At 42.1% G+C, this 13,092-nt stretch carries 11 protein-coding genes and 3 pseudogenes; 4 read left to right on the top strand and 10 right to left on the bottom strand.

All coding sequences use genetic code 11. From position 1 onward, the window contains the following. A partial coding sequence (locus BA1_RS16965; RefSeq protein ID WP_034739899.1) for an LXG domain-containing protein occupies positions 1 to 548 on the bottom strand: 548 nt, incomplete at its 3' end. Positions 549 to 858: 310 nt separating this feature from the next. Here BA1_RS16965 and BA1_RS19120 point away from each other — a divergent pair. Beyond that, positions 859 to 999 (top strand): annotated as a pseudogene (locus BA1_RS19120) (IS5/IS1182 family transposase); the annotation flags it as partial. Between the two features lie 237 nt (positions 1,000 to 1,236). Here the strand turns inward: BA1_RS19120 and alsE are convergent. The 5 genes from alsE to BA1_RS16990 all read right to left on the bottom strand — a co-directional run bounded on the left by alsE (position 1,237) and on the right by BA1_RS16990 (position 6,154). Further along, positions 1,237 to 1,929 (bottom strand): D-allulose 6-phosphate 3-epimerase, encoded by a 693-nt coding sequence (alsE, locus tag BA1_RS16970; protein ID WP_008361571.1) that lies wholly within the window; start codon positions 1,927 to 1,929, stop codon positions 1,237 to 1,239. 17 nt (positions 1,930 to 1,946) lie between these two features. Continuing rightward, a complete protein-coding gene (locus BA1_RS16975; RefSeq protein ID WP_008361573.1) occupies positions 1,947 to 3,209 on the bottom strand; it encodes a PTS ascorbate transporter subunit IIC in 1,263 nt (420 codons plus the stop codon). Between the two features lie 25 nt (positions 3,210 to 3,234). Further along, a complete protein-coding gene (locus BA1_RS16980) occupies positions 3,235 to 3,501 on the bottom strand; it encodes a PTS sugar transporter subunit IIB (RefSeq protein ID WP_008361575.1) in 267 nt (88 codons plus the stop codon). A 15-nt stretch (positions 3,502 to 3,516) separates the two neighbouring features. Then, positions 3,517 to 5,589, bottom strand: coding sequence for a BglG family transcription antiterminator (locus BA1_RS16985; protein WP_264430947.1), 2,073 nt, complete (start codon positions 5,587 to 5,589; stop codon positions 3,517 to 3,519). Positions 5,590 to 5,734: 145 nt separating this feature from the next. Then, positions 5,735 to 6,154 (bottom strand): MarR family winged helix-turn-helix transcriptional regulator, encoded by a 420-nt coding sequence (locus BA1_RS16990; RefSeq protein ID WP_051009131.1) that lies wholly within the window; start codon positions 6,152 to 6,154, stop codon positions 5,735 to 5,737. 170 nt (positions 6,155 to 6,324) lie between these two features. Between BA1_RS16990 and BA1_RS16995 the strand changes: the two are divergent. Next, a pseudogene (locus tag BA1_RS16995) lies at positions 6,325 to 7,897 on the top strand (MDR family MFS transporter). On the opposite strand, the pseudogene BA1_RS19590 reads toward BA1_RS16995, so the two are convergent. Further along, positions 7,886 to 8,077 (bottom strand): annotated as a pseudogene (locus BA1_RS19590) (MurR/RpiR family transcriptional regulator); the annotation flags it as partial. The pseudogenes BA1_RS16995 and BA1_RS19590 sit on opposite strands and share 12 nt — an antisense overlap. 222 nt (positions 8,078 to 8,299) lie before the next feature. Here BA1_RS19590 and BA1_RS17000 point away from each other — a divergent pair. After that, positions 8,300 to 9,706: a phospholipase D-like domain-containing protein gene (locus BA1_RS17000; protein WP_008361584.1), complete on the top strand. Its 1,407-nt coding sequence runs from the start codon at positions 8,300 to 8,302 to the stop codon at positions 9,704 to 9,706. Positions 9,707 to 9,716: 10 nt separating this feature from the next. On the opposite strand, the gene BA1_RS17005 is transcribed toward BA1_RS17000, so the two are convergent. From BA1_RS17005 to BA1_RS17015, 3 genes are read right to left on the bottom strand one after another with little or no spacing between them, the layout of a single operon-like run. After that, positions 9,717 to 10,202 carry a DMT family transporter gene (locus BA1_RS17005; RefSeq protein WP_008361586.1) on the bottom strand — a complete coding sequence of 162 codons (486 nt, stop codon included), beginning with the start codon at positions 10,200 to 10,202 and terminating at the stop codon, positions 9,717 to 9,719. Positions 10,203 to 10,223: 21 nt separating this feature from the next. Continuing rightward, positions 10,224 to 10,910 (bottom strand): Crp/Fnr family transcriptional regulator, encoded by a 687-nt coding sequence (locus BA1_RS17010; RefSeq protein ID WP_008361588.1) that lies wholly within the window; start codon positions 10,908 to 10,910, stop codon positions 10,224 to 10,226. Between the two features lie 13 nt (positions 10,911 to 10,923). After that, positions 10,924 to 11,349, bottom strand: a complete 426-nt coding sequence (locus tag BA1_RS17015) for a DMT family transporter (protein WP_008361590.1) — start codon at positions 11,347 to 11,349, stop codon at positions 10,924 to 10,926. A 211-nt stretch (positions 11,350 to 11,560) separates the two neighbouring features. Here BA1_RS17015 and BA1_RS17020 point away from each other — a divergent pair, with 211 nt between their 5' ends. Then, positions 11,561 to 12,988, top strand: coding sequence for an aldehyde dehydrogenase family protein (locus BA1_RS17020; RefSeq protein ID WP_008361592.1), 1,428 nt, complete (start codon positions 11,561 to 11,563; stop codon positions 12,986 to 12,988). The last annotated feature ends 104 nt before the right edge of the window (positions 12,989 to 13,092 follow it).

Below are 13,092 nucleotides of genomic sequence, written 5' to 3' on the forward strand. Positions count from 1 at the left end.
TCATTTGTCGCATTCATCATTTCTGCGTACAATGCCATTGTAGCCTGCTGCTCCGTCTCTGACAAAGCATATTCATCTTTTAGATTTTGATCAAGCTCTATTAAATCTTTAACCGTTTTCTTCCGTTCATCTTCCGCATCTGCAATCTTTTCGTCAAAGGTTTTACTATCAAATACCTCCAGAGAAATGAGGTCATCAATATCTTGAAAAATCGTTTTGAGTGCCTTTTTTTGATCCTTCACGATGCTTTTGGCATTCTTGATTCCCATATGTACAGCGTTGTCTAAAAAGTGTTCTTCTACAAAGGTGTCGCCGCCAAAATTTGTATCATCAAGTGTCCCAGAAACACCTTCATGAAAGGCTTTTTGTTTATCAATGAAGCTAATAAACATGTCTACATTCCCAGCAAGCTCTTTATAGAAACTTTTAATGTTATCTGCACCTTTCCCAGTGAAGTCATCACCGAGATTTGCGACGCCTTGTAGTGCCTTTTTTAAATCGACCATTTGTTCGCGAAGTTCCTGATAATGTTTCGCCCTTGCATCCATGGCACTGGTTAGTGCTTTAGCATCAAGTATCTTGCCCAGAAGAATTCACTCCCTCCTATTCATTGACAAGGTCAATTTTACCAACACAAAACTTGTCATTAAATAGAAATAAAGATACAAAAAAAGCGCCCCTTGTTGAGGCACTCTTAAACTTTGGTTACACGGACAATGAATTTTGTATCTTATTCGTATCTTGAACGATTGGATCACCAAATCGCACGATTTGGTTTTCAAGTAGACGCAGTTGCCCTTGATTCTGGTTATTTGACAACCCCAATCTGTAAAGGTTTAACTGATCGCCGTATTTTGGCGAAGCTTTGCATATTCAAAACAACATGGGCTTCGCTACTGCCGGTTGAGGGAAAAACAAAATGTGAGTGAGCAAGTGCTTCTCACAGCTGCCTGTCAGAACATGAAGAAGATTGCCGCACACCTAGCGAAGCTTGGCTAGGTGTGTGGGAGGACTCTTTAATTCAATATCATACATTTTATTTTATATGAGCAAGTGCTTCTCACAGCTGCCTGTCAGAACATGAAGAAGATTGCCGCACACCTAGCGAAGCTAGGCTAGGTGTGTGGGAGGCCTTTTTCATTCAATCTCATCCATCATACTTACGCTGAAAATAAAAAAGATTGTAGAAAAACATGAGTTTCTCTACAATCTGAGGATGATTTCATCCTCTTTTTCCTAAGGTGATTCAATTGCGGCGGTTTCTTTTGCGAACAATTGCTTCATTGTTTCCCAGGCCGTGCCTAGTTGTTCGTGTAGTCCGAATAAACCGGAGGTGCCGATGATGTAGATTTCATTTCCAGCCTCAGCAAGCAATCGGAATGTGCTCTCATTACAAGAACCGTCTACTTCAATTGAAAAGGAGTAGCGCCCCTTCTCTTTTACTTCTTTCACCTCTTGAATTTTCGGAAGCATTTCTTTAATAAAAGGCTGACCGGCAAACCCTGGATCAATCGTCATGATGGTCACTCTGTCTATTAAGTGAATAAACGCATCTAATGCCGAAACTGGTGTAGCGGGATTTAGCACAAAGCCAACTTCGCACTTTCTTTGGTGGATATGCCGAATGATTCGAAAGACGTCTTTTTGCACAACTTCTGGATGTAAACAAATCATCGTTGCACCAGCATCAATACAGGCATCGATTAAGAAGTCCTGAGGCTGTTCGGCCATAAGGTGAACATCAATCGGTACATCTGTCAGTTTCCGAAGCTGTTCAATGAAAAAGGGTGATAAGGTCATATTTTTTACATAATGACCATCCATGACGTCGACATGATAACGGTCTGCCCTTGTGTTCAGAAGGTGAATTTGTTCACGGAAGTGCGTTAAATCCATGCACATGAGTGAAGGTGAGAAAATGGCTGTCATATTCAGATTCCTCCTTTTTAAAGATGAAATAGAAACTTGATTAGTCCAATGAAGATGCCGATGATGCCAAAGTCTGTATCCCCAAAAGTTGTTCCTTCAAATCCAAGAGTTCCTAACACAGGAAGTAAACAAGCAGGTAAGAATGAAAGAAGTATGCCATTCACAAAGGAACCCGCGACTGCACCTCTCACCCCTCCTGTTGCATTGCCGTATACGCCTGCTGTAGCGCCGCAGAAAAAGTGCGGCACAAGTCCAGGAACAATGACAGTTAAACCAAACAAAGGAAGAAGGAAAATAGACATGATGCCTCCTGCAAAGCTGCATAAAAAACCGATGATGACCGCATTTGGAGCAAATGGAAAAACCGTTGGCGCATCAAGTGCCGGCTTCGCCCCTTTCACAAAGCGATCAGCAATCCCCTTGAAAGCAGGCACAATTTCACCGATGGCCATTCGAACCCCTGCTAAAATAATGTACACGCCAGCAGCAAAGGTAATGGCCTGAATGAGAATGAAGACAGCAAAATTCGAGCCACCACTAATTTGTTCTATAAAGGAAACTCCCGCAAACGGTGCAATAGCAAAGAAAAGCAAAGCCATCGTAATTGAAATGGCCACCGATGTATCTCTGAGAAATCCGAGTGATTTAGGCACTTGAATGGTTTCCGTTGATGTCTCTGGGCGTCCGACCCATTTGCCGATCATTCCCGCTGTAAAATAACCGAACGTACTGAAGTGTCCGAGCGCAAGATCATCGCTTCCGGTGACTTTCCTTGTAAACGGCTGAAGAATTGCGGGGGCAATGACCATCGCTGCACCTAATATGATTGAACCGGCGGCGATAAGAAGCGTCCCTTTCATGCCGGCTGTCGAGAGAACGACTGCGAGCATAGCAGCCATATACAGCGTATGATGCCCTGTTAAAAAGACGTATTTAAAGGGTGTGAATTTTGCCAGTAACAAATTGACGAACATACCAAAAATCATAATGAGCGCTGTCTGTGTACCGAATTCCTTTTGGGCAATTGCAGCCATGGCATCAGTATTTGGGACAACCCCTTGAATGTGAAAGGCTGCTTCAAACATTTTCCTGAAAACCCCAAGTGAATCAGACACGACTGTTGCGCCCGCTCCTAATATTAAGAAGCCCATCGTTGTTTTCAAGGTGCCTGATACAGTATCGGCGGCTGATTTTTTCTGCAATAATAAACCGGCTAGTGCAAACAAACCGATGAGAATTGCTGGTGTGCCCAATATATCGTTCATGATCAGTTCTATCATGTTGTGAATCCCCCTTTTTCTTGGCTTATATGTGTTTACGAAGGACGTCTTTAATGGCTTCCTGGTCTAATAAATTATTTAACCCAGCAACATTTCTTGTGCCGTCATCGAGCTGATCGATGATATCTGTTGCTCCGATATAGAGATCTGCTTGTTCATTTTTGCTTGTACTGAGATCGGTATGATCCACTTCGGCTAAAAGTCCTAATTCTTCTAATGCTTTTTTGACATTCATCTCAACAATAAAGCTGCTTCCTAAACCGTTTCCGCACACAACAAGAATTTTTTTCATCCTCATTTTCCTCCTTTATACTTGTGAAAATTGATCAATTAGAGCTTGAATCGTTGTGAATTCCTCTGCTTCTATTAATTGTCTCAGCCGTTTTTCCTCACTTAACAGTATCGTCAGCTGTTTGAGTGCTTTTAGGTGGGTCATGCTGTCAATGGCAGCTAGCACAATGATGAGCCGAACCTGCTTTTTTCCATCCTTTGAAAAGGAAACGGGCTGTTTACATGACATGAGTGACATGCTTAATTTGTTCACGCCATCCTCTGGTCTGGCATGCGGAATGGCCACTTGTGGTGCAATCACGATATAAGGGCCATTTTCATGAACAGACTGGATCATTGCTTTCACATAACCTTCCTGAATCGCATCTTGATCAAGCAAGGGCTGCGCTGCTTTTGTAATGGCCTCCTGCCATGTGTCTGCTGTTTGCTGGAGCTGAATGGTTTCTTCTGTTAATAAATCGTTTAACACTGGTTTCCACCCTTTCTGATGGGATACGTATGCGGGATGAAGCAGCTCCTTCAGGTTACGAAGCAATGCTTTTTTATTTTGTACGATGGTGTGCTGCTGAATCACGTTGAATAAAGCGTTCACATGTTGCTCATCAAGCCTAGTCTCTGAGCCTTCCCCGTATTGAAGCAATGTTTTTTTCTCATAGGCAGTGAGAATAGGATGAACAAGATGAATAGGTTTTCCTTTAAACGAAATAGGTGTTGTTGACACAACGAAGTCGGCATCAATGGACGTTAATTCTTCATATGAACGTTTTGATAACAATCCACGAACTTCGATGTAGCCGATTAATTCGAGAAGCTGCGTCTTTAGCATGTGACTTGTGCCAATTCCTTCGCCGCAGACAATGTAAACAGAACGCCGCGCAATGGAAGAAATCCCTTCTCTTCTCATCCAGCCGCCAAAATGCATCGCCACATAGGCTATTTCATGGTCGCTCATCTTTGAACAGGTCGCCTTCTCTAAATGGCATGCAACCTTTTGAGTGATGTCAAACACCTCTGGCTGTGCCTGTTTAATAGAATCTGTTAATTCATTGATGATATCAATGTGATAGATGAGCCTGTAATAGGCCGGAATTAAATGCATGGTTAAGTTTTGTTCCAAGGCTTCTAGTTCTTGGAAGGAAATACACGCATAGCGCTGAAAGTCAAAGATCATTTGTCTGGCAATGGTACGAATGAGATGCTCTTCTTTTTTTTGACTTGATGGAAGTTTTTGTTTTTTGGCACTGAGCCATAGCGTACTAAGAAAATAGATTTCATCATCATGAACAAAAAGACTGGTTTCTTTTTGAATCTGCGCCATGAAACGAATAGCTGCCAAGCATTCATCTGTTTCCTGCAAAGTACGTTTTTCTTCCGCTGAGATGTGTACAGCACGTCCTAGCTTCATTCGTTTGAAGTAGAAAAAGAGATCCAAAGACAGCTGATCCAGCATGTCATCTGCAAACTCGAGCTTAAGATCTTGTTCTGATTGTTGGAGGAGATGGTGTAATCTCTTATGTGATATAGGGCCCTTTAACCAAAACGTTGGAAATGTTTTTTCATTCTTTATCATGGTGCGAATGAAATGAATATAAGGCTTCATCGCCAATCGAATGGCTCTTTCTTCTCCGGAAATTAAATAGCCGCTTGCCGCCTGATAGTGGAGTGTGAGCTGCTGTTTGGAAAGTGCTTCTTTTAACTGTTTCATATCTTCAAGCAGTGTATTGCGGCTTACCTTTGTCATCTCCATAAAATCATCAATTCTGAGGCGTTTCTCACTGCATGCAATGGATAAGAGCAAGATCGCACGTCTTTCCTTTACACATGGTTCATAGTCATGACCGACGAGAATGGTGTCAGCTTTTTGGATAATCGCTTCTTTCTCATGTGGGTGTAAATAGTAGCCCAGTTGATCTTTTCGCTGGACGCTGCTAAGCTGATGGGTTTCCAGCCAGCTATTCATGCGTTTGATTTCAGAGTAGACGGTACGAGTAGAGACATTCAGTCGATTTTGTAAATCTTCTATTGATAGATAAGATGTTGTGTGAAGCAGCATTGATAATAAAGTGGTGCCCCTTTTGGTTAAATACAGATGGAATCCCTCCCTTCTTCCCTTTGGTTATAAGTCTAATCAACTCACATGCGTCAAAGAAGTCCAAATGTCTTCAGCCAGTGTTGTGCAGCTTTTGGGTGCTCTTTTTTCCATCAAAAAAGCACACCAGCATGAGTGTGCTTTGTTACGATTTAGATTTGAGCAATTGCAGCTCTTGATCCATGATATCTGCTGTTTGGGAAATGAATTGAATGATTAAATCTAATTCTTCTGGTTTGTATTCGTTTGTGAGCTTTTTGGTTGATGCCGATAAGGATAAAAATAGCTGCTTCACCTGTGATTTCCCCGCAGTTAGTGGAACAATGATGACTCTTCGCTTGTCTTTTGGGTCCTTTTCTCTTTTGGCGTAGCCAGCTTTTTCAAGCCGGTCAATAAGAGCGGTGACTGCACCTGAGCTAAGACCTGTTTTTTCACTTAATTCACCTGCTGTGAGTGGTCCGAGTTCGTTTAACAAATCGGCTGATTTGAGGTCTGTTGGAAAAAGTCCGAGCGATTGAGCGGCCGCTTGGTGGAATAGAACCGTTCGTGTGGCAAGGCGCCTCATCGTATGAATGATCTGGTCCGCTCGCTCTTCTGCCTCGTTCTTTATTGACAACTTGTACTCCTCCCTTTAAAATCAATTTATCTTGATCATCAAGATAAATGTTCTCTTACTTTATAATTAAGTTGATCATAGCAAAAAAAAGGAGAGAACGTAAGCAGGAGGTAAATGAAATGAATACTGTAGATAAAGGCAAGGCATCCACTCGCTTTGTTGTGATCGGTTTGCTTTTAGGCATTTTTATGGCAGCAATGGACAACACCATTGTCGCAACAGCGATGGGAAGCATTGTAGCAGATTTAGGCAGTTTTGATAAATTTGCTTGGGTAACCGCTTCTTACATGGTGGCAGTGATGGCCGGAATGCCGATTTATGGAAAGCTTTCAGATATGTATGGTCGAAAGCGTTTTTTTCTGTTTGGACTTATTTTCTTTTTAATTGGATCTGCGCTGTGCGGCATCGCACAAACGATGGATCAACTCATTATTTACCGCGCCATTCAAGGGCTTGGAGGCGGTGCACTTCTTCCGATCGCTTTCACGATTATTTTTGATATCTTTCCGCCTGAAAAACGCGGGAAAATGTCCGGTATGTTTGGTGCAGTATTTGGCCTGTCAAGTGTATTAGGCCCGCTCTTAGGTGCTATTATTACGGATTCAATCGGCTGGCATTGGGTTTTCTATATTAATGTGCCAATCGGTATCGTCAGTGTGTTCTTGATCGCTAAATTTTATCAGGAATCGCTTGAGCATCGTAAGCAGAAAATCGACTGGTCAGGCGCCATTACGCTTGTTGTGGCGGTTGTGAGTTTAATGTTCGCACTTGAGCTTGGCGGTAAATCCTATGCTTGGGATTCTATTCAAATCCTGACACTATTTGCTGTGTTTGTTGTCTTTGGTGCCATGTTCTTTATCGTTGAACGGAAGGCCGAAGAACCGATTATTTCATTTTGGATGTTTAAAAATCGTTTGTTTGCGACAGCTCAAATTTTGGCTTTTTTATATGGCGGGACGTTTATTATTCTAGCTGTCTTTATTCCGATTTTCGTTCAGGCGGTGTACGGTGAATCTGCAACAAGTGCCGGGTTCATTTTAACACCGATGATGATCGGTTCAGTCATTGGCAGTATGATCGGCGGAACAATGCAGACGAAAGTACCTTTTAGACGATTGATGACGATCTCTGTGATTTCATTTTTTGCTGGGATGCTGCTGCTTGCTAACATGTCGCCAGATACAGCAAGGCTGTGGCTTACACTCTTTATGATGATATCAGGGTTTGGCGTTGGTTTTAGCTTCTCCCTTCTGCCATCTGCGTCAATGAATGATCTCTCTCCGCGCTACCGTGGCAGTGCCAACTCTACCAATTCGTTTATGAGATCACTTGGGATGACGTTAGGTGTGACGATCTTTGGGACGATTCAAACCAATGTCCTGACGAATCGATTAGCAGATGCCTTTAGCGGGATGAAAGGAGCCTCTTCTCAAGTTGGCGATCCGCAAGCCATTTTTCAAGAGGGTGCCCGCTCACAAATTCCACCTGATATTTTAAATAAGGTCATTGATGCGATGTCACAAAGTATTACGTATGTATTTATGATTGCTTTATTCCCAATTGCACTTGCAGCGATAACGGTCGTATTCATGGGAAATGCACGAGTACGTACATCAAATGAAATGAAAGAAAGCGAATAAGATGAAAAAGCAGAGCGATGGGGCTCTGCTTTTTTTCTTCTTATTGATATAAAAGATGGGCTTTTCCTTCACTGCCAACGATTCGTATTTTAGATGTGACATAGCCGTTGTATCCAATTTTCTTCATCAGTCTGACAATCGTAGCTGTCGACACGTTGGCTCTTTCACTTAATGTGACGATAGATAAGGTGGAGATATCCTCTAAATGTTGGTGAATATCATGCAGTAAATAACGTTCTGTTTCACTTCACGTTTGATACACATCACTTGGAATGTTAAATAATGGTTCATTCAATGCGATTCCCCTTGATCATTTCATCCTATAATTAAATGACCGGTAAAAACAAGATGATTCTTTTTTTCTGTATTTTCATTAGAAAGGCAGCATGAGTGAAATTTTGTTTTTAACATAAGATAAGAAAAAGAACTGTCTGTGTGAAAGGAATTGATCACCATGCTTCATCTCTTGTTTTTTCTGATTGTTCTATATGTGGTATATGTATTTTTGACCGCATTTGTTTTGTTTTACTTACCGTTTCAAAAAACATGTAAAGACCAATGCATCTATAAAGCCTCTTCTATTTCAGGAGACGACCAAGGCACAAATCAAGTGATGCTCCTTGATGACGGGTTTGAATCGGGTCAAGTGAGAATTCAAATGATTCGTGAGGCTAAAAGGATGATCCGTTTGAGTTATTATTCCATTCAAAAGGGAAAAACGGCTGAATGGGTACTTGGTGCTTTAATTGAAGCCGCTGATCGAGGAGTGAAAGTTCAGTTATTGTTAGATGGCATTTGCCACAGCCTTCGTGGACCGCTGAAGCATTTGCGCTATGCTGTGGCGGATCATCCGAATATGGCCATTCGATTTTATGAGCCCTTTCGTTTGTTTAAGCCATGGACATGGCATAACCGCCTGCATGATAAGCTGCTTTTGGCAGATGGACGAGTCGCTGTCATGGGCGGTAGGAATATCGGTGATAAATACTTTGCAGATCAGCCGCCGAAAGACTTTGCTTATGACCGCGATGTGCTGCTCTACAACGCCCAAAAGGGAAAAGTATTAGATGAAATGGAACAGTATTTCGTTTATTTATGGAATCATGATTTTACGAAAAAAACGAAAGATGTCTTTTCCAAGGCAAAAGCGAAAAAAGGGAAAAAACTAAGGAAACAGTTGCTTAGATCTTATCAAGAAGCCCTTCGCACAAAAGAACCTTTTGTGATGTCCACATTCGATTGGGCAAAAGATGCCATTGCGGCGAAACAGCTGGCCTTTTTCACAAATCCAGTGGAACGCTTGAATAAACGCCCTCTCGTACTAAAAAAGTTAAACGATCTCGCTCACCGGGCAAAGCGTTCTGTTCTCATCCAGACGCCTTATGTCATACCGACACGTCCAATGAAAGACGGCCTCACTCCATTACCTAGTGGTATTCAAACGACGATTGTGACGAATTCCCTTACAGCCACACCAAACCCTTTAGCATTTGCAGGGTATTTAAGCACAAAAAAGGAATTGATGAAAACGGGTGTTCATTTGTATGAATATGAAGGTCCGTATTCAATTCACGCAAAATCGATGGTGATTGATGATCATTTAAGTATGATCGGAACCTATAATTTGGATGCGAGATCTAGTTTTTTAAATACGGAGTCGATTTTGGTCATTGATAGTGCCCCCTTTGCGTTATCTCTTACGGAGGCCATTGAGCGGAAAATCGCGTATAGTGTTCTTGTAGCAAAAGACCGAACAGAATATAAAACGAGCGCCTATGGGCAGAAAAAAAAGCCTTTCATGAAAAGGCTCCTTTTAACTGGGTTATCCACGATCACTGTTTTATGGAGACGATTGATTTAAAAAAGGGCAGCTACTTTTGTGGCAGCCCTTTTTCTTGCGTCTGCTCCTCGTCTGCTGCTTCAAGCTTGGTTAGCTTAAAGACCAATATTCCGGCAACGATGACAAGGACACCTAATAGTTTTGTAAATGTAAATTCTACTTTCTCTAACCCAAGCCAGCCAAGCGAATCAAATAAAAGCGCGCATCCTAGCTGTGAGGTGAGAACAATTGATATCCCATAAGTGGGTCCTAGACGTTTGATGCTCTGAACAAGGCAGATGACCACCCCGACCCCAATCGCCCCGCTTACCCAGTACCAGGCTTCCATATGTCTTAATTGAAACATGCCTGTTCCTTCTAATAAGCAACCCATCAGGAGGGAAGCGATAAAACCCATACCAAGAACGAGTGTCGTTGTTGACCAAGAGCCTGTATGCTCATTGACTTTACTATTAAAAATGGTTTGTAAGCTGACTAGTGCCCCAGCAGTGACAGCTAATATTATGCCTATGATCATATATAAATCCCTTCGTTTCTTCTATTCATAAATGTTGTGCTCCGCTATTTCTAAAAGTCCTTTTTGGTCACAAATCGTAATCTTTCCCCTTCGTCTTTCAATCAGTCCTTTTTCTTGGAATTGCTGAATGACCCGGTTAATATGACGATAACTCGTTCCAATTAAGCTCGCGGCATCTGTGAGACGAAGCGGGCGTGTGAGGGCGCCGTCATTACTTGTTAGAACAGACAATAGATAGCTTGCGAGTCTGACCTCCACAGGATATAGAAGGTGGAAGCTTAAATCGTTTGATTTTATATAAAATTTGTTTGTGATCCCTTTTAGCAAAAAGGTTAAAACGCGAGGGTCGTCCTTCGCATGTCGCATGAGTGCTTGATGGGAAATTCTTAGCATATGTACTTCTGTGACGGCTTCGACTGTATTGACCATATCTGTCTGTTGAACGTACTCAATATCTCCAATCGCTTCAAGAGGGTTTTTAAAGCAAAGAATAAAGGTTTTTCCTTCCTTTGTGGTGGTGAAAATCTTTAATTTTCCTTTCACTAACAAGTACAAGTACTCCCTCTTATCTCCTTTTGAGCAAATCAGCTCACCTTGCTGATAGCGCCATAAGCTCACATGTGACATGAAGTTCTTGTGAAAAACGTTCTGTAATTGATGCGCTTTGATATAAGAGGAAAAAAGAGATTCATGATGAAGCTCCTCCATTTGATGCCCTCCTTTATAGCTTTAAAATGATGACGCCTGCAACCATTAAAAGGATCCCTGCATAATGAGGCCATTTCATTTTTTTCTTCTGAACACCAAACCATCCTTTTGCATCAATTGCAAAGGTAAATGCAAGCTGTGCAATGAGTAAGGCGGCGATGGTGAGCGTGACGCCGATCATTTGAATAGCGGTGACTTCATTAAAAATAATGATGGCTGCAAATGCGCCGCCAATTAAATAGAGCGGCTTCACCTTTTTGTATTCCGAAAAGTGGCCATCTCGAACGATGAGTAAAATGAATAGAGAGAGAATAAACCCTGTTAGCTGCGTGATTGTTGCCGCCTGCCATGTCCCGATATCTTGACTAATTCTTGCGTTGGCTACGCCTTGTAATGTAATACATGCGCCTCCTAATAATGCGAAAATAACACCTTTCATTCTTTCAAATGCTCCTTCTTTTTCTGTCTAGTTCCATTAAATGATAGATGCCCCGAGGTTGAAAAGGACATATGTCCCACTTTGCGTATTATATCAGAAACTTTTTCTCATGCAGTTTCTTCGTTTTAGATTTTTCACAGTGGGTACAGTTTTATATCAGCTGAAAACAGAATATAGGATTGAATCACATATAAAAAGGAGACATGTCAAAATGAGAAATCAAGAGAAACACTTTATGAATGGAGAATGGGTAGCATCCACAGGAAACGAAACGACGGAAGTCATCAATCCTGCTACAGAGGAAGTCATTGGCACAATTAGCTTAGGAACGAAGGAAGACTTAGATAAGGCTGTTAAAGCAGCTCGTGCCGCCTTCCCTTCATTCTCAAAAACATCTCGACATGAACGAGTAGAGATGCTGGAAAACATTGTGCGCGGGTACGAAAAGCGTAAGGATGAACTAGTCGAAGTCATGACACAAGAGCTGGGTGCACCGCTTAAAGTATCAGAAGAGGTTCATTACAAAATGGGGCATGAACACTTCTCTAAAGCTGCGGAAGCCCTTAAGTCCTATACATTTACAGAAGACCGCGGTGGACATACAATTATAAAAGAAGCAATTGGTGTCAGTGGACTCATTACACCATGGAATTTTCCAACAAACCAAACATCACTGAAAATAGCTGGTGCCATTGCGGCAGGATCACCAGTCGTCTTAAAGCCTGCTGAAATTACACCATTTGCAGCAATGATTCTTGCAGAAATTATTGATGAAGCAGGTGTGCCTAAAGGCGTCTTTAACCTAGTGAATGGAACAGGTGAAGTCATTGGGAATGGCATTAGCTCACATCCCGATATTGATTTTGTTTCATTTACAGGCTCAGGTGCAGTCGGTTCTAAAATAATGGAAAACGCTGCTGAAGATATTAAGAAAGTCGCGCTTGAGCTTGGCGGGAAATCCCCTCTTATCGTTTTAGACGATGCAGATGTGGATGAAGCAGCAGAAACGGCCGTTCATCATATTGCGATGAACACAGGTCAAGTATGCTCCGCAGCTACACGTGTACTGATTCCTGAATCAATGAAGGAGACATTTGAGAAAGCACTGCTGAAGGCTCTGCCGAAGTTTACTGTAGGTGATCCGAGAGAAGATCACGCCACTGGCCCGCTTGTCTCCAAAAAACAATGGGATACTGTGCAGTCATATATTGAAAAAGGAATCGAAGAAGGTGCAACCTTGCTTGCTGGGGGAACTGGAAAGCCGGACGGCATAGACAAAGGCTATTTTGCAAAGCATACGATCTTCACAAATGTGAAAAATGATATGACCATTGCCCAAGAAGAAATTTTTGGACCGGTGATGAGTGTCATTACGTATCAGGACCTAGACCATGCCCTTGAAATCGCTAATGATACAGTTTATGGTCTTGCTGGGTATGTGGTTGGCAAAGATGAAAAGACATTAAAATACGTCGCTGAACACATTCGTGCTGGTCAAATCACCATTAACAATGCCGAAACAGATTACTTTGCCCCATTTGGCGGCTTTAAGCAATCAGGTATTGGCAGAGAATGGGGAGATTTCGGTATCGAGGAATATCTAGAAGTCAAAGCTGTAATGGGACTTCCAACGGCGTAAGTCAGATAAAAAAGGAAAGCGGATCGCCGTTTTCCTCAGCGTGTAGACAAACCCTCGCATTCTTTGTAAGTCATGCGTGAAGGTGATAAAATTTGTAATATTCG

Source organism: Bacillus xiamenensis, from assembly GCF_000300535.1.
Classification (GTDB): Bacteria; Bacillota; Bacilli; order Bacillales; family Bacillaceae; genus Bacillus; species Bacillus xiamenensis.

Coding starts and splice junctions, on each gene's coding strand:
- alsE (WP_008361571.1), bottom strand. CDS start 1,929: ATGACAGCCATTTTCTCACCTTCACTCATGTGCATGGATTTAACGCAC.
- BA1_RS16975 (WP_008361573.1), bottom strand. CDS start 3,209: ATGATAGAACTGATCATGAACGATATATTGGGCACACCAGCAATTCTC.
- BA1_RS16980 (WP_008361575.1), bottom strand. CDS start 3,501: ATGAAAAAAATTCTTGTTGTGTGCGGAAACGGTTTAGGAAGCAGCTTT.
- BA1_RS16990 (WP_051009131.1), bottom strand. CDS start 6,154: ATGAGGCGCCTTGCCACACGAACGGTTCTATTCCACCAAGCGGCCGCT.
- BA1_RS17000 (WP_008361584.1), top strand. CDS start 8,300: ATGCTTCATCTCTTGTTTTTTCTGATTGTTCTATATGTGGTATATGTA.
- BA1_RS17005 (WP_008361586.1), bottom strand. CDS start 10,202: ATGATCATAGGCATAATATTAGCTGTCACTGCTGGGGCACTAGTCAGC.
- BA1_RS17010 (WP_008361588.1), bottom strand. CDS start 10,910: ATGGAGGAGCTTCATCATGAATCTCTTTTTTCCTCTTATATCAAAGCG.
- BA1_RS17015 (WP_008361590.1), bottom strand. CDS start 11,349: ATGAAAGGTGTTATTTTCGCATTATTAGGAGGCGCATGTATTACATTA.
- BA1_RS17020 (WP_008361592.1), top strand. CDS start 11,561: ATGAGAAATCAAGAGAAACACTTTATGAATGGAGAATGGGTAGCATCC.